This window comes from Maribacter caenipelagi (assembly GCF_004364175.1).
In the GTDB taxonomy this organism is placed as follows: domain Bacteria; phylum Bacteroidota; class Bacteroidia; order Flavobacteriales; family Flavobacteriaceae; genus Maribacter; species Maribacter caenipelagi.
In genome coordinates, this window is the sequence record NZ_SNZW01000011.1 from 684,523 (window position 1) to 702,044 (window position 17,522).

Annotated in this window: 12 protein-coding genes; 6 read left to right on the forward strand and 6 right to left on the reverse strand. The window is 36.0% G+C overall.

All coding sequences use genetic code 11. From position 1 onward, the window contains the following. Window positions 1-401: 401 nt before the first annotated feature. Both DFQ03_RS03795 and rimM read left to right on the forward strand, forming a co-directional pair. Entirely contained in the window at window positions 402-977 is a 576-nt protein-coding gene (locus DFQ03_RS03795) for a 30S ribosomal protein S16 (protein WP_133671674.1), read from the forward strand. A gap of 13 nt (window positions 978-990) precedes the next feature. After that, window positions 991-1,518, forward strand: a complete 528-nt coding sequence (gene rimM / locus DFQ03_RS03800; RefSeq protein ID WP_133671675.1) for a ribosome maturation factor RimM — start codon at window positions 991-993, stop codon at window positions 1,516-1,518. 3 nt (window positions 1,519-1,521) lie between these two features. Here rimM and DFQ03_RS03805 read toward each other — a convergent pair whose 3' ends face one another. From DFQ03_RS03805 to DFQ03_RS03825, 5 genes are all read right to left on the reverse strand, one after another. Then, window positions 1,522-4,857, reverse strand: a complete 3,336-nt coding sequence (locus tag DFQ03_RS03805) for a VCBS repeat-containing protein (protein WP_133671676.1) — start codon at window positions 4,855-4,857, stop codon at window positions 1,522-1,524. A gap of 119 nt (window positions 4,858-4,976) precedes the next feature. Next, complete coding sequence (locus tag DFQ03_RS03810) at window positions 4,977-6,458, reverse strand: SusD/RagB family nutrient-binding outer membrane lipoprotein (RefSeq protein ID WP_133671677.1); 1,482 nt, start codon at window positions 6,456-6,458, stop codon at window positions 4,977-4,979. A gap of 9 nt (window positions 6,459-6,467) precedes the next feature. Beyond that, window positions 6,468-9,572, reverse strand: coding sequence for a SusC/RagA family TonB-linked outer membrane protein (locus tag DFQ03_RS03815; protein ID WP_133671678.1), 3,105 nt, complete (start codon window positions 9,570-9,572; stop codon window positions 6,468-6,470). Between the two features lie 146 nt (window positions 9,573-9,718). Further along, window positions 9,719-10,840 (reverse strand): family 10 glycosylhydrolase, encoded by a 1,122-nt coding sequence (locus tag DFQ03_RS03820; RefSeq protein WP_133671679.1) that lies wholly within the window; start codon window positions 10,838-10,840, stop codon window positions 9,719-9,721. Next, on the reverse strand, window positions 10,824-11,912 hold the full coding sequence (locus DFQ03_RS03825; protein WP_133671680.1) for a carbohydrate-binding family 9-like protein: 1,089 nt from the start codon (window positions 11,910-11,912) through the stop codon (window positions 10,824-10,826). Before DFQ03_RS03825 ends, DFQ03_RS03820 begins: the two co-directional genes overlap by 17 nt. 351 nt (window positions 11,913-12,263) lie before the next feature. On the opposite strand from DFQ03_RS03825, the gene DFQ03_RS03830 reads away from it, so the two are divergent. From DFQ03_RS03830 to DFQ03_RS03845, 4 genes are all read left to right on the forward strand, one after another. Beyond that, entirely contained in the window at window positions 12,264-13,349 is a 1,086-nt protein-coding gene (locus DFQ03_RS03830) for a sensor histidine kinase (RefSeq protein ID WP_133671681.1), read from the forward strand. Then, window positions 13,346-14,059 carry a LytR/AlgR family response regulator transcription factor gene (locus DFQ03_RS03835; protein WP_133671682.1) on the forward strand — a complete coding sequence of 238 codons (714 nt, stop codon included), beginning with the start codon at window positions 13,346-13,348 and terminating at the stop codon, window positions 14,057-14,059. The genes DFQ03_RS03830 and DFQ03_RS03835 overlap by 4 nt, the downstream gene beginning before the upstream one ends. A gap of 64 nt (window positions 14,060-14,123) precedes the next feature. Continuing rightward, window positions 14,124-14,783, forward strand: coding sequence for a tRNA1(Val) (adenine(37)-N6)-methyltransferase (locus DFQ03_RS03840; protein WP_243834411.1), 660 nt, complete (start codon window positions 14,124-14,126; stop codon window positions 14,781-14,783). Window positions 14,784-14,838: 55 nt separating this feature from the next. Next, the gene (locus tag DFQ03_RS03845) at window positions 14,839-16,017 is read left to right on the forward strand and encodes an acyl-CoA dehydrogenase family protein (protein ID WP_133671684.1); all 1,179 of its coding nucleotides are present in this window, start codon (window positions 14,839-14,841) and stop codon (window positions 16,015-16,017) included. 133 nt (window positions 16,018-16,150) lie between these two features. Here DFQ03_RS03845 and DFQ03_RS03850 read toward each other — a convergent pair whose 3' ends face one another. Beyond that, a complete protein-coding gene (locus tag DFQ03_RS03850; protein WP_133671685.1) occupies window positions 16,151-17,512 on the reverse strand; it encodes a GH1 family beta-glucosidase in 1,362 nt (453 codons plus the stop codon). Window positions 17,513-17,522: the final 10 nt, after the last annotated feature.

The window sequence follows — 17,522 nt, forward strand, 5'->3', positions numbered from 1 at the left end:
ATCGAATTTTCTGTGTGTTCAAAAGCGGTCAGTTACATGACCTAAAAAGTGCTTATAAAATTACAAAAAAGGAGGTGTTCGAAAAAGTAGAGTTGCTAAGAGTTATTAACGAGTGCTTTTTATGTGTGATAAATGAATATTATAGTTAGAATTGTGCTTACTTATTTATAATCGGAAGGCTAGTATAAATGGTTGTTACTGTTAGATAGTTGTATTTTTGAATCTTGTGTTTTGCATTTTTGAAAAAGCCAATTGAAATAACTTGAATTCATTGTTGTCAATTCAGCATTTTAAATTATATTTGCACCCGCTTTCAGATTAGCTTTGCTTACTGATGGTGAACGAGTTAAAAAAACTAGAATTAATAATCAAGGGTCGGGCACCCTACAAATTAATGTGATATGCCAGTAAAAATTAGATTACAAAGACACGGTAAAAAAGGAAAACCATTCTATTGGGTAGTTGCTGCAGATGCAAGAGCTAAAAGAGATGGTAAATTTTTAGAGAAATTAGGTATCTACAATCCTAACACAAACCCTGCAACTATTGAACTTGATGTTGATAGTTCAGTAAAATGGTTACAAAACGGTGCACAACCTACAGATACAGCTAAAGCTATTCTTTCTTATAGAGGTGTTCTTTTAAAGCATCACTTATTAGGTGGTGTTCGTAAAGGTGCATTAACTGAAGAGCAAGCTGAAGAAAAATTCAATACTTGGGTTTCTGAAAAAGAACAAGCTATTGCTGATAAAGTTGGTGGTATAGATAAGGTTAAGGCCGATGCTAGAGCTGCTGCACTTAAAGCAGAAAAAGAAGTGAACGATAAGCGTGCTGCTGATGCTGCCGCTGCTGCTTTACCAGAAGTTGCTGAAGGTGAAAACGCTGAAGCAGAAGTAGAAGCTGTTGAAGCTGCTGGCGAGCCAGAACAAGCTGTTGAAACTCCAGAAGCTCCTGCTACTGAAGAAGATAAAGCATAATTTTTAAGAGACGATGCGAAAGGAAGATTGTTTCTACCTAGGTAATATCGTTTCAAAATATAGTTTCAAAGGTGAGGTACTAGTAAAACTAGATACCGATGATCCCGAGATATACGAAAACATGGAATCAGTATTCGTTTCTTTAGGAAACAATCTGGTTCCATTTTTTATTAAAAGATGCCGACTTCATAAATCGAACTTACTTCGTATAGATTTTGAAGAGGTGAAATCAGAATCTGATGCCGACCGCATTATGAAATCTGGACTTTATTTACCACTAACCATGTTGCCTAAACTTACGGGCAACAAGTTTTATTACCACGAAATTATTGGCTTTACCATGATAGACTCCGTTCATGGTGATATCGGTATCGTACAAAGTGTAAACGATACAACGGCGCAAGCCTTGTTCGAAGTCGAAAAGGAAGATAAGCAACTGCTTATACCTGTAAGCGATGATATCATTACTAAAATAGATCGTGAGAACAAAAGTATTTTAGTTACTACTCCCGAAGGACTTGTAGATTTGTATCTTTCGTAAAAACTACTTCTGTAGTTCGAAAAATTGCAGAACATCATTATTGTTGCCTACTAAAAAGTACTCTTTTTGACCATTGTTTATTGATACTAGCTTTTTGGCATCTTTATTAGCGAAGAATCCTATTTCAGATCCTCTCTGGGTCGTAAAAGCACCTTTTCCATTACCGAGTAAAAGAATACCTGTTCCTGCGTCGTTTCTCGGGGTTTCTATTTCTGAAACAAATAGATTGCCGATAGCTAAAACATCTAGAGCTCCATCACCGTTAAAATCCCTAATAAGCATATCGTTGAGGTTAGAAAACTGTGCTAAATTGGGCAGGTTGGTGATTACAAATTGACCGTTTCCTTTATTTTCAATATAAACCGATGCAAAAGTATCGGTAAAGTAGTGGAGCGAGTTCTTCAATTTTTCTTCACCGTAAACATCTTTCAGTTCCATAGAGGCAAAAGCATCGTACTTAACAATTTTTTTCTTTAGGTCAGGTATTTGTTCCGAAGAACATGAAAACCCTCGTAGTGGATAATGTTTTTCTTTATTGTAATACCCAAGAACGATATCGTTATTACCGTTTGCATCAAAATCATTATAATAGACGTCAAAAGGTTTGTCTGTGCTCGTTTTGTATTTGTAGTTCAAGCCTAAATTACCCACGATGTAATCCATATCGCCATCATTATCAAAATCGCCTTGTTCTATGCTAAACCACCAACCGTTTGTTGCCTTGAAATTTTCAACATCTATTTTGGTGAGTTTTCCATTGTTATTTTGAAAAACGGTTATCGGCATCCATTCGCCAACTACAATTAAATCTAAATCTTGATCGCCATCATAATCACTCCAAATGGCATCTGAAACCATTCCAATATCTAATAATTGTGGAGATAATGATTTGGTATTGTTTGATAATTGTCCGTTATCATTAGTAAGCAGCATACTCGAAGGCGGATTTGGATATTGTTGTGGCGTATGTCTTCCGCCAATAAATAAATCGATATCTCCGTCTCCATCATAATCGGATGATTTTACAACTGATCCACTAATTCTATCGGCATTAAGTATTGCTCCTTTTTTGAACGTTCCATTACCTTCATTTAAATAGATTCGGTCGGTATAATGGAAATCATTTTTCGGGTATTCATTACCGCCACTTACAACATATAAATCTTTATATCCGTCTTTGTTGATATCAACAAAAAGGGCATCTACATCTTCATAGCCTGCTTCTTTTTGCCAGAAGGCAGTCTGACTTTCTTTAAAGTCACCATCTTTTTGTTGAACAAAAAGAATAGGAGCTTGTTCTGCTGCACCACCTAAATAAAAATCATCTAAACCATCGTTATTAGTATCGCCAGTGGTTAATGCCGGACCGAATTGCGATAGTTTATGTGGGAGCAAGACTTGCTTTTCAAAATCATCAAAGTTGTTTTCTTGATGTTTAAATTGAGCAGGGAAAGTTGTTGTTCTATCTGTAAAGAGATACGATTTAGAATTTTCGGTTTTAATCGTAGTAAATTCCGAATCATTGGAAGAAATTTCTAAAAACTGATTGGCTTTTATATTTCTTTGAACAGTGGTATTGCCATTAGCCCAAAGAATGCTTAGACTATCTACTTTAGTTAAAGAATGCAGACCAAAATGAAGGGTAGATTCACTTGTGGAATAAATGCCTCGTACATTGGTAGCTTCTAATGTCTGAATGCCTTTTTCAGTGTATATATTTACCCTAGATCCAAAAATAGGTTTGTTGGTCTCGTCTTTTAATTTAATTCTTAGAAAGTTCTTATCTAAATGTGTTTCTGAATTGTTTCGATATATAAAAGCTTCATTATTGATGTTGTTGGTAACTAAGTCTAGATCGCCATCATTATCAAAATCAGCGTAAGCAGAACCGTTAGAAAAAGATTCATCATCTAAGCCCCATTCATTAGAAATGTTTTCAAATACTAAGTCTCCTTGGTTTTTATAGGCATAGTTTTTTAGCGGTTGCGAGGGAACCATGCTTACTGCTTTTTCAAGATCGACCACATCCCAAATACTTTTGATGTTTTGTGCTTTCGGATTTTTTTGAAGCCAGTTTGCTCTTGTCGTATTTATGTAGTTCGCAACGTTTTTATCGGCATCGGTATTCCTAATATCTCTAAGTAATCCGTTCGTGATATAGGTGTCTTTTAGTCCGTCATTGTCAAAATCGGCAATAAGGTTAGACCAGCTCCAATCGGTAGCCGCCATACCTGTAAATTGGGCAATGTTGCTAAAGGTTTCATTACCATTGTTCAATTGTACTGTGTTATACATGTATTGATAACCGCCACCATCTTCGACCACTTTCCAGAAAGAATTGATGTTCATTCCGCTCATGTTCGATTTTAGTCTAAAATTGTCTTCAGAAACCATGTCTAACACAAATATGTCTAAGTTTTGATCATTGTTTATATCGGCAACATCAACACCCATACTGTAATATGAGGTTTGTTTTAGCGCACTTTTTTCAATGCTCGAAAATGTACCATCTTGATTGTTTAGAAATAAGAAATCTGGAGCGTAAAAATCATTGGCAATATAAAGGTCTGTCCATCCGTCATTATTTATATCACTTGCTGAGACCGCATTTGGGAATCCGGTTTTGTTAATGCCAGCGGTTTTAGAAACATCTTGAAAAGTATCTCCGTTATTTTTATACAATTTTAAAGAATACTTGGGTATAAGAAGATTATCTGCATTATGATATTTAGATAAACTACCCGGATTTGGTGGTTGTGTTAAAAGAAATAAATCTAGTAGCCCATCTTTATCATAATCTAAAAATGTAGCATGTCTTGTTCTTTCTGTATTTGCAATTAGAAATTCTTCTGCTTTTTCTTTGAAAGTACCATCACCTTGGTTAAGATATAATAGATTTCTTCGCCATGCTGGGTTTTCATCATACAGTTCTCTGCTTACGTAAATATCTTGGTGTCCGTCATTATTGATGTCGGCTATGGTTACGCCGGTTGAACATCCATTAAAATTTTTAATACCTGCTTTTTCCGTAACATCTTCAAAGTTTAAATCACCTTTGTTGATGTACAACTTATCTGGTACCATATTACCAGCAAAGAAAATATCTTGTAGCCCATCATTATTAAAATCACCAATACCCACACCTGCGCCACCATAAAAGTTTGCGTAGGCAAATATGTTTTTGTCCTTATCATCTTTAATGATGTTATTGAAATTGACTCCCGTTTCATTTGAAGGGAGAAGTGTAAATAATTTTGACGTTACCTTGGTCTCTTCCGGAGCATTTTCACAACATAAAATTAATAAGGAAAAGAAGTATAATAAATGCCTGATTTTCATGATTACAAGATACTATTTTATACAAAAAAAGGAGAGTTTCCCCTCCTTTTCAAACTCAATAAAAAATTAACTCAAAACTATTATGAGAGGTTTCACTCAAAAACCTAACGTAATTGTTATTATTCGACATCCCACCAAACTCTAGTGGTAAGAACATCTGGTCCTTGAGCCGCTACTGCAGCTGCATAATTATCAGGGTTAGTACTTTGTTCGCTTTCTGAATATGTAAGTCTTCTAGGAATAGTTCCGTTTGTAACATTACCAGGGTAGTTTACAGGCGTAAGAACAGGAAAACCTGACCTTCTCCAGTTTGAAAATGTTTCATATTCATTTAAGAATGTTGCTGCCCAATATTGTGTATTTATTTGCTCTATTGCATTTGCAGTATCAAATGGGTTCGCAGTTAAATAATCGGTAATATCTTCATCAGCTATAACTGCATTTTCTCCATAAAGAGATAAATGTTTCATAGCGGCTGTTACACCATTGTTGTAGTGTGTAGCAGCATCGCCGGCAAGACCCCAACGTACATTCGACTCTGCCAACATAAACTCTACTTCAGCATATGTTTGAAAAATCATTGGAGAAGTTTCTCCTGTTATTATACTTCTATTAGGTTCTGCATATGCATCTGTATTGTCTTCCCCGGTCATTTCCAATAACATTGGTGAGTCCAAACCATTTGGGAAACCTATTAAATCTGCGGAAGCAGTACTTCCATCACTTCGTCTTGCCGCTAAAATTGGCAATCTTGGATCGTTACCAGCTTGTAAGAAATCAATAAAAGTCTTACTCATTCTTGGATTACCGTCTGCTGTAAACACTTCTCCTATCCCATTTTTGTTGTCGGCATCATGTTGTAAATAGAAAATATCTTCATTCGAAGTCATTACTCCACCAGCAATAGCTTTTGTTGCCCATGCTTGAGATGCTGTAGGGTCAACTTTTATCAATCTAAGTCCTAAACGTAGCATCAATGAATTTGCCAATTTTTTCCATTTAGCTTGATCACCTCCGTAAACTACATCTGCAGATCCGAATTCTGAAATTCCAGTACCTAAAGCAGCAGCTGATTCCTCTAATTCTTTTAATAAATCTGGATATATTTCGCTTTGCGCATCATATTTAGGAAGAAAAATACCCTCTAGTACTGCTTTACCAGCCTCGCTATAAGGTACATCACCATAAAGATCGGTAAGTCTGGAATATGCAAAAACACGTAATATTCTAACAATAGCCTTCATTTCATCAGGAGCATTTTCTTCCTCTAGTTGAAACTGTAAATCTTCAATAGATTTTATGGCATTACCATAGTAACGATCTAGTAAAGAAGAGGCATAGCCTCTGTTCCAAGTATATTTATCTCCACTCCAATACCCGGCAGTGGTAGAAATATGCTGCATCATTGTAGATTGGTAAATCATACCAGCTCTCCAATTGTCATATCGTTCGCTAGAAATAAATTTTATAATGGCAGTTAGTTTGTTACTAGCTGCAACCTGACTAGGTTTTGTAGGGTTGACGTTCAATTCCTCGAAACCATCGTCACATGCACCAACAAAAAGTAGTGCGAACATTAGTATAAATATTGATTTTTTCATAGTTCTCTTTTAAAACTTTACATTGATAGTTAGACCATAGCTTCTAGCTGAAGGAACCCCGAAATACTCTAAACCTTGCGAGTTGCCAGCGGTATATGCACTTTCAGGATCGATATTATCTACACTTCTTTTAATGTAAAATAGGTTAGAAGCAATAAGGGATACATTAACGTCGGTTAAGAATACATTGTCTAAAGATTTTTTTGGTAATGAATACCCGATACTCATTTGTCTGAATTTAATATAATCAGAATCTTCAACGAACTCTTCTGCGATGTCATTTATTTCGCCATAGTATGTTTCTAAATCTTCTGGTGCCACTGTTGTTGTAAAAGGTTGCCCGGTTGCAACATCGATGCCCGAAACAGATAAACCGTTTTCACGCCCTTCTAAGGTGTTTTTATGTAAACCTGTTCCATAAAGGATAGTATTGGTACCAGAAAAGATTTGGCCGCCAAATTTACCGTCTATTAAGAAGTTTAGATTGAAATTTTTATATCTAAATGAGTTTGTAAAACCTACAGTTAATGGTGGTACACCCTCACCTAAAATTTTACGCTCACCTTCTACTGCTCTTGGTACACCATCACCGTCTATTTCATAAACGATAGTGCCGTTTTCATCTCTTTCGTAAGATACACCGACAATGGTACCGTAAGTTTCACCAACTATATGAGTAATTCTAACGTTTTGAGTTCTAGGTTCATCTAAATTAACATCAGAATCAACATCATCAGTAGCAACAACCAAACCTTCGTTATAAGCACCGTTTACTGTAGTATTCCACGTGAAATCTTTTGTTTGGATTGGAGAGCCGCTTACAAGAAATTCAACACCTTTATTCGAAACCTTACCTAAATTAGCACTAGCACCAGAAAAACCTGAGTATTCAGATGTTGCAACATTGACAATATCATTGGTAGTTTCATTATTATAATAAGCGAAATCTAATGAAAGTCTGTTGTTGAACAATCTCATATCTAAACCAATTTCAGTTTCGTTTTTGCTGAAGGCAACAAGACTAGCATTTGGTACTGTACTACCTGAAATTCTTCCTAATGGTTGACCTTGAATAGGGTTTCCAAATATTTCATAAGTTAAAGCAAGAGAATAAGGGTCTTGAGCACCACCCGCAACTTCTGAATAACCACCTCTTAATTTTAAGAAGCTAACGAAAGAAGGCATGTTAAAAGCATCCGATAGAATTAAACTACCATTAACTGAAGGGTAGAAATCATCGTTAGGAGTAGTTTTACCTGGGAATGATAATGTAGAGAACCAGTCATTTCTACCAGTAAAGGTAACATATGCCCAACGGTCGTAAGACAGTTCTAGTGATCCATATACGGATCCAATTTTTCTTTCAGAATATTCTCTACTTCTAGATTGGCTAACAGTGTTGCCTATATCCTCTAGTCCAGGAACAATAAAGTCATTACCGCCTAAAAATAAATTTTCAGATTTAACGTGGTTGTTGTTCGCTCCCACTAACGCTGAAATGGCAAATTTGTCTGTAATATCTTTTTCTGCAGCTAAGATAAGATCTGCATCTACTTGATTATAACGTCTTTCTTCATCGTTAATACCACCTAATGGTTTGTATGCAGTACCAAATGGTTCTACAGATGTTCTTCTGATAATATCATTATCAATACCAACTCTACCGGTTAAGGATAACCAATCTAAAATATCATAACGTAGAGATGTAGATGCTATTATTCTATTTCTTACATCTTCATTATTGAAATTATAAGCTGCAAAATACGGATTCGTAGAAAACGTATTGTTTGAAAAACCTCTTTCACTTCCATCAGGATTTGTTGATGGTTGTAATGTTGTTACATCGATATTGCCTGGTAATAAGGCAACTGAAAAGTTCGCATTACCTGGTGAATCTGAAAGTCTAGGTCTATTTTGTACTTTTTCTATAATGTATTTGGCATTAACATTGCTTGTCAGTTTTTCACCCAAAATTGCACTTGCATTTAAAGAGAACGATTTTCTATTTAAACCTGCATTAGGCAATACATCTTCGTTTGTTAAATCTGATGCCGAAAGTCTATAGGTCATGTTTTCAGAGGCATTTGTTATTGCTACTGTGTTAATGAATGTAGTACCTGATCTATAAAATTTATCAACATTATTACCTGTGTATGAGTATGGTCTAGATACACCGTCATATTGTGGAGAACTAAGGCCATCGTAAGCCTCGCCCCATGATGAAGTACCTGCTTCAAAAGCAGCTTGTTGAGAACCTGGTCTTACGCCTCGTACACCTTGACCGTATTCAGTTTGAAAATCTTGTAGATCAGTATTTACTTTATCAAAAGTTACCGAACTACTAAATTCTACTCCAAATCCTTCTTGTCCTTTACCAGATTTAGTGGTTACGATAATTACACCACCTGCTGCACGAGAACCGTATAACGCAGATGCCGCACCACCTTTAAGTACTGATATAGATTCGATGTCATCTGGATTTAAACTAGAAATACCATCGCCACCATCAGAACCACCCCATAAACTGGCAGAACCATTATTTCCATTACCGATAGGAATACCATCTACTACGTAAAGTGGTTGGTTATTACCAGATAATGAACTTGCACCTCTAATAACAACTCTACTAGAACCAGCAGCACCTGTTGCATTTTGAGAAATGTTTACACCGGCAATCTTACCCTGTAAAGAGTTAATCGCATTCGGTGTTTTAATGGTAGAAATTTCTTCAGCATCAACTTCAGTTAAAGAATAACCTAAAGCTTTGGTTTCTTTACGAATACCTAATGCAGTTACCACTACTTCATCTAATTCGCTCGCATCTTCAGCAATAGAGGTGTTAATTGTAGATCTACCATTAACACCAACCTCTTTAGTCTTGTACCCTAAAGAAGAGAATACTAAAGTTGCATTGGTATCAACGTTAATAACGTAATTGCCATCAAAATCAGTTGAAGTTCCGTTCGATGTGCCTTTTTCAACTACGTTAACACCCGGCAAAGGTGATCCTGTATCATCAGTGACAACACCGGATACGTTTTTATCTTGACCTGTTACTCCTTGAAAAAAAAGCAGTAATGTAATGGTCAAAAAACTTAAGAATTTTTTGTTCATAAATGATTGAGTTATGTTAGTTGTATTTATTATCAGCTTAAGGTGGGCCATAATCTGTTGAATGATGAAAAATTTCGACAAATAACTATTGTGAAAAGCTTAACAACGTGTCAACAAAAAGTAAAATTTTAGAAATGAAATAATGATTATGGTTTTTGAGAAGACCTAATTATCTCCCATTGTTCTTCTGTTATGGCGGGTCCGTCAAAGAATGAGACTCCATTTGCACCATTACTTCTTGCTTGATAAATAGCTTCTTTCAACTGCTCAGGGGGCATTTCTGGTACATAAATACCCGTATGTAATTCTGTATTTTTTCCTTTTAAATCTTCAACGCCTTGCTTGGTTGCATACCCGATCCAGTCTATTTCTTCGTTATAGAAGACATTATAAATCATTGGTAAAACGGCATCCACCTTCCATTTATCCCATCTTTGACGTACCATATGGTCTGCCATTTCTGGATAAGGAAATACTGCTGCGGTCAATAGTTTGCCGTTTTCGTGGGTAATTTTATAGGCTTCGTCCACAATTGCCTTAACCTTGTTTAATCTGAAATTTTTCCACTCCATGTCAATAGCGGGGTTATTAAAGTCATTCGGATTTTTATGATGTTCTTCTTCAAATTCTGATGTACAAACATCGCAATAGCAGAAGTCATATTCTGGCAATTCTGTTTCTTGCTTTAAGTCATATTTTGGAAGTAGCCCAATAGGAAGAAAGATGTCTGAGTATCGTATATAATCTAAATGAAAACTAGCCACCCCCTCAACTTTTGCCAAACCTTCAATTAAACCTAGAATGTGTTCTCGAGATTCTTTTCTAGTTGGGCAAAGCCACTTGTAATAACCTACATAAGGTGGTTCGTCATAACACGATTTTCCATCCCTACTTACAGCATACCACTCTGGGTGCTGTTCTGCAACTTTGTCACCTGGGCGGTTCATAGTAAACATCCAAGCATGTACTTCTAGGCTATATTTTTTAGCAATAGGTACTAATCTGGCTAGTAATTCGGGGTCGCCATAGGTATTGATTAGTATAGCGTTTAATCCGTTGTCGCTATATTTTTTAAACTCTTCATCGAAAGAGACATCTGTTCTTGTTTTTTCAGCAGTAATCCACGTCCAAAGTTTGAAAGACTCCTTTTCTATTTTAGAGTTTTCTTTGTTAGTTGTAGTTGTTGCTTCTTTTTTGGTTTCACATGAAATGTTTAGTGCGAAGATAAATAGGGCTAGAAAAGGTAATAGTTTAGTCGGTTTTATCATGGTAAGTTTCAAATTTTCCGTCGGTATGTATAACTAATTTATTATTTGTGAAAGGACTTTTCACCCAAATGGCGAAGCCAAAATTGTTCTTTTCTAACAATGCAATAACCGGTTTGTCCTTTGTTATTTGCACTTCTCTTTGAAATTTCCCGTCCTTAAGGTCCCACCCCTGTTCATTATTGTTCTTAATATTTCTGTACAATTCGTACATATACCATTTTATATATTCGTCTTCAGAAATGGTAAATTCTGTGGAATTATCTTTGCTAAAGTATACATAGCCCCAATGTTCTGGCTCGTGCATATTAATTACCCCTTGTGGAGACCAAACCCAATTGTATTCTGGGAGAAAATTTCCTACTGCATCCTTCTTTCTTGTATATCGACCGTTTTCTAAATCGAAATCCCAATTCACCCTAGAAAAATTAATTCTCCAAGATTCATTTTCGGGTACTCGTGTAGTTCCGCCAGGTGTAGTGGTGAAAGACCATGGTATGGCAATTTCAATAGTCCAGCCTTCATCGATATCGGTAGAATTATTCAGTGTGCCATTCACTTGTACTGCGCTTTGTATTCCTTTAAAATCCCATCCATCCATAACATATCCGTTATTTCTGTACGGTTTTGATAAATATAGATCCCAAATAGTATTTAGAGCGTTCATTTCAAGCTCATAGTAGTTGTGTGTGTCGCCATCTGGGTCTAAGAAGATTTCAAAATCATTATCATAGAATATAATTGTGTCTTTTTGTTTTAAAGTAGCCCAAACATGAGGCTCTTTTAATTCAGCAAAAAAATAGATGTTTGTGTCATCCCAAAGCATTTTGAACTTTGTTTCATACGTTGGCTTTATAATACCTTCAATATCTACGAAGTTGCTAGACCAAGACGTTTTACTCCATGAAACCTCATCCATTTTACCATCGATATTGATGATTTCTGTGGTATTTTCAGCTACGTAGGTTCGTGGCTTTATTTGTGCCGCCATTGATATGGCACCTAGGTATAGAAAAAATAATAGTAGGGCAACTGCTTTTTTTGACTTTAGTGACTTTTTATTGATGATTGCCATAACCTTATTTTCAGTGTGGTAATTAATTTTTCACTAACATACGCTATACCAGTTAATGCAACACTTAGAGTTGAAGGATATTAGGTAAGTCAATCCTTTTACTTTAATTTGTTCTACTCTTTTGGTATTTATAATATTACAAGACGTTACGAATTGGCTATTAATCTCATTTTAAAATGAAATTATGTTATTGTTGTTTTTAAGTAATTTAGCAACAATTAAAATTTGCCAATTCTAAACAGTCACGTTGAATATTTTTAAAATATTGATCAATCTGAATATTTTTAGCCGTACAACGAAGAATTGATGCCCAACGTCTAATTAAGTGTATAAAAGAAGTGAATTTAGCCTATGGATATAAAATTGAGAAAGTTCTTAAGTAGGTCAAAATTCTTCGGAACCAGCGAAATTAAACTCTGGCACCATGTTTTATTTTGGTTTGTCTACTTCGTTTTCAATACTTTTCGTTGGAGCTTTATTCACAATGATTTCCTTCTTTCTTTACGTACCAATTTAATAGGTTTTCCTATACACATGTTTTTGGCGTATTTGAATGCTTACTATTTAATGCCAAAGTTCATTTATACAAAAAAGTACTTTCAGTTTACTGTCTATATTATGTTGGCTTTAGTAATAATGCTCTTATTCAAATATAACCTAACCTATTATTTGGTGAGTACAGACGTTATGCCCGAAGCGAACGAAGTTATAGACTCACTTACCATTGGCTATGCAGTGCAGACCATGATCGGTGAAGTATATGTAATATCATTTTTTACGGCTATCAAACTAACTGTCGATTGGCTTAGAGAAAGTAGTAAGCTACACGATTTAGAAAAGCGCCAATTGAAAACCGAACTGCGCTTTTTACGTTCTCAGGTTTCACCTCATTTTTTCTTTAATACCCTAAATAATATATACTCTTTAACATTAGAAAAGTCTGATCAGGCGCCAGAGGTTATTTTAAAATTGTCTGAGCTGATGCGTTATTTACTGTACGCTACTAAAAAGCAGCGGCAAGATTTAACCAGCGAAATAAATTGTATTAGAAATTACATAGATTTGGAACGTATTCGTTTTGATAATTCTTTGAAAATAGATATGAATATTTCGGGCAATCTTAATAATTGTAAGATACCGCCCATGTTATTAATTCCGCTTATTGAAAATTGCTTTAAACATGGGGCAAGTAAAAACATAGGGGAAATGAAGATTATAATTGACGTTAAGGTTGATGATGGTTTTATGGATTTTAAAGTGTCCAATTCTATTCCTATCGTTAATAAAGAGTATGTTTATCCTGTGGAAAGAGGTGGCATCGGACTCTCAAATGTGAAAAAGCGTTTGGAGTTAGGGTATGGTAAAAACGATTATGATTTACAGATATTCGAAGAAAATAAAATGTTCAATGTTTTTTTAAAGCTTAAGGTGATATGATTTTGAAAGTGATAGTGGTAGATGATGAACCGTTAGCAGTAAATGTGCTTAAAAACTATATAGAGAGAGTTAAGGAATTACAATTAGAAGGTACTTTTTCAAATGCTTTAGATGCCTCGGCTTTTTTGAGAGATCACCAAGTCGATATTATGTTCTTAGACATTAATATGCCCTTTCTTGATGGATTGGAATTCTTGAGTACCCTACACAAAAAGCCGTTTGTTATTATGACTACGGCACATGAAGAGCATGCATTGAAAAGTTTTGAACTTGAGGCGATAGATTATTTGGTAAAGCCCATTTCTTTGCCGAGGTTTTTTAAATCTGTAGATCGTGTAATTTGTTTAAAAAAAGGTTCAGATAACGGTTCGTCAGATAAAGATGAGAAACCATCCATTTTTGTGAAGGTCGATAAAAAGAAACTTCAGAAAATATATCTTGAGGAAATTATGGTTATAGAAAGCCTTAAAGATTATATTAGAATAATTACCCCAACTGCCAAATATATCATACATAGAACGTTAAGTAGTTTCACAGATGAGCTGCCAGGCGATAATTTTATTAGAATTCATAGGTCATACACAATTGCCGTAGATAAAGTTAGTGTTGTTGAAGGTAATAGTGTTGAAATTGGCGGTATTAGATATACTATTGGAAGAAGCTATCTATCAGATGCCAAAAGTAGAATATTGAATGATTTAACGGATTAAGAATTGTACTGTGAACGAGCCGTTTAAATTTAAGCAATTCAGTGTGAACCAAAATCGCTGTGCCATGAAAATAGGTACGGACGGTGTTCTTTTGGGCGCTTGGACTTCTGTAGATAATAACCCAGAATCTATTCTTGATATTGGTGCCGGTACAGGCTTAATTTCTTTAATGTTGGCACAACGTTGCTTTGCAGAAGTAATAGATGCCATTGAAATAGATGCAGATGCTTATGAGCAATGTGTAGAAAATTTTGAATTATCGCCTTGGGGAGATAGATTGTATTGCTACCATGCGGGTTTAGATGAGTTTGTTGATGAAATTGAAGATCAATATGAATTGATTGTTTGTAACCCTCCTTTTTATTCTGAGACGGTTACTTCAGGTAATCAACAGCGGGATCAGGCACGACAAAATGAGTTTCTTCCTTTTAGCGAACTTTTAGAGGGAGTTTCGAAATTGTTAACCGAAAACGGACTGTTTACCACAATTATTCCTTTTAAAGAAAAAGATTCGTTTGTGCATATGGCAGCAGACTTAGGTTTGTTTCCTAAAGAATGTCTTCATGTAAAAGGGAAGCCTACCGCAGAAATAAAACGAGTCTTATTAGCGTTCTCTAGATTAGAGCAAGAATGTAAGACTTCACAATTGATTATTGAAACCGATAGGCATGTCTATACCGCTGAGTATGTGGATCTGACTAAAGAGTTTTATTTAAAAATGTAACTTTGGTCTTGCATAATGTTATATTTCTTTATTTATCTTTGATAAAAGCATTGTTATGAGACCAGATTTATTTGAAGCACCAGACTATTATAATTTAGATGATTTACTTTCCGAAGAGCATCTTTTAGTCCGCGATGCCGCACGCCAATGGGTGAAGCGAGATGTATCTCCTATAATTGAAGAATATGCTCAAAAAGCAGAATTCCCGAAGCAGATTATAAAAGGTCTTGCTGAAATAGGCGCTTTTGGGCCATATATTCCTGAAGAGTATGGTGGGGCAGGTCTGGATCAGATTAGTTATGGACTCATCATGCAAGAAATTGAGAGAGGCGATAGTGGCGTTCGTTCTACTGCATCAGTACAATCTTCTTTGGTGATGTATCCGATATTTACATACGGTACAGAAGGGCAACGAAAAAAATACTTGCCAAAATTGGCGTCTGGTGAATGGATGGGGTCTTTCGGTTTGACAGAGCCTAACCATGGCTCTAACCCTAGCGGTATGGAAACCAAATATAAAGATATGGGTGACCATTATCTTTTGAACGGAGCTAAGCTTTGGATTTCAAATTCACCTTTCTGTGATATTGCCGTTGTATGGGCAAAGAATGAAGAAGGTCGTATTCACGGTTTAATCGTTGAACGCGGTATGGAAGGTTTCACAACGCCCGAAACCCATAACAAATGGTCATTGAGAGCATCAGCAACGGGAGAGTTGATTTTTGATAACGTAAAAATTCCGAAGGAGAATCTTTTACCAAACAAATCAGGCTTAGGCGCTCCGTTAGGTTGTTTAGATTCTGCTAGGTTCGGTATTTCATGGGGTGCGATCGGTGCGGCTATGGATTGCTACGATACGGCATTGAGATATGCAAAAGAACGTGTACAATTCGGTAAGCCTATTGCAGCTACACAATTGCAGCAAAAGAAATTGGCAGAAATGATTACCGAAATTACCAAGGCGCAATTATTGGCTTTTAGATTGGGCCAATTGAAAAATCAAGGCAAAGCTACTTCTGCTCAAATTTCTATGGCGAAAAGAAACAATGTTGAGATGGCTATTAAAATTGCTCGTGAAGCAAGACAGGTATTAGGTGGTATGGGTATTACCGGCGAGTATAGTATTATGCGCCATATGATGAATTTAGAAAGTGTTATTACTTATGAAGGTACTCATGATATTCATCTATTGATAACAGGAGCCGATATTACAGGAATGCCTGCTTTTCAATAATGTAACACTTTGGTAGTATAGCCATAACATGAAACAAATAAGCGACTACTATCTTTGGGTTGCGCGTGTAAGATGTGTGCATGTTATTTGGATAAAAGCTTAAGCCGATGGGAGCATCGGCTTTTTTATGCGCTTAATTCTTGTTAGATAAAAATTGAGAAAACCACTTTCCGGATTCTTTAATTGTTCTTTTTAGTGTTTTGAAATTGATATGTACCAATCCGAATCTAGGGAAATAACCTTCTGCCCATTCAAAGTTATCGGTAAACGTCCACACGAAATAACCGTGAATATTTAAACCATCTTGCTTCGCTTTTAGAACTTCACCCAAATAACCTTGTAGAAAATTTAATCGGTTTGTATCGGTTATAATCTCTCCCTCAATGGTGTCTTTAAAAGCAGCTCCATTTTCTGTGATAATTATTTTTTTAATCTCATGATACTCACTGAATTTTTTGATCATATTGTAAATGCTAGGTGGGTACACCTCCCAATCCATCAATGTGGTAGCTACGTTTCTTTTGCTTGCTTTTACAATTTTTGCTCTTATGTAGGGTACTAGAACACTGTATTTCACTTTTTCTCGGGTATAATTTTGAATCCCGATGAAATCAAAATCGAACTTACAATCTTCCATGTCGGTTGGTTGAATGTAGGGTTTTAATTTTTTTAGAATCGGTGCCTCATTTGTGGGGTAACCTAAGCCCAAAGCTGGTTCTATAAATAGGCGATTAAGTAAGGCATCTACCATTATCGCAGTTTTTCTATCTCGCTTATTTTGTCTGTACGGCGTAATTTGAGAACATGAAAATGTGGTGCCAATTTGTGCGTCGGGCACTAGTGTTCGAAGTATTCTGGCGCCTTTTGCTTGGCAAAGCACTGCGTGGTGTGCAGCAGGTAGAAAACTCTTCAACCTCTTTTTACCAGGTGCGTGAACACCTAAAAAATACCCGGCACCGGTAAAAACCATGGGTTCGTTCAATACCATCCAATTTTTTACGCGGTCGCCAAAAGCATTGGCGCAAACTTGAGTGAATTCGGAAAACCATTCAATGATGTCTCTATTGGTCCATCCGCCTTTTTCTTCTAAAATTTGTGGTAGATCCCAATGGTATAAAGTGACCCAAGGAGTTATTTTTTGCTCCAAACAAAAATTTATGACATCATTGTAAAATTGGATGCCCGCTTCATTTATAGATTCTGTTCCATTGGGTAAAATTCTTGGCCATGAGATTGAAAATCGGTAATTGTCAATATTCATGGATTTCATTAATAGAATATCCTCTTTATATCTATGGTAAAAATCACAAGACACGTTTGCATTGTCTCCGTTGAGAATCATTTTCGGTGTAGCGGTAAACTCGTCCCAGATGGATCGACCTTTACCGTCTGCATCATGACCGCCTTCAATTTGATATGCTGCAGTCGACACGCCCCATGTGAAATCTTTACCAAAATCTGATGCGTTCAAAAAGGGTTCTTTTTGTTCTTTCAATGAAATAGGG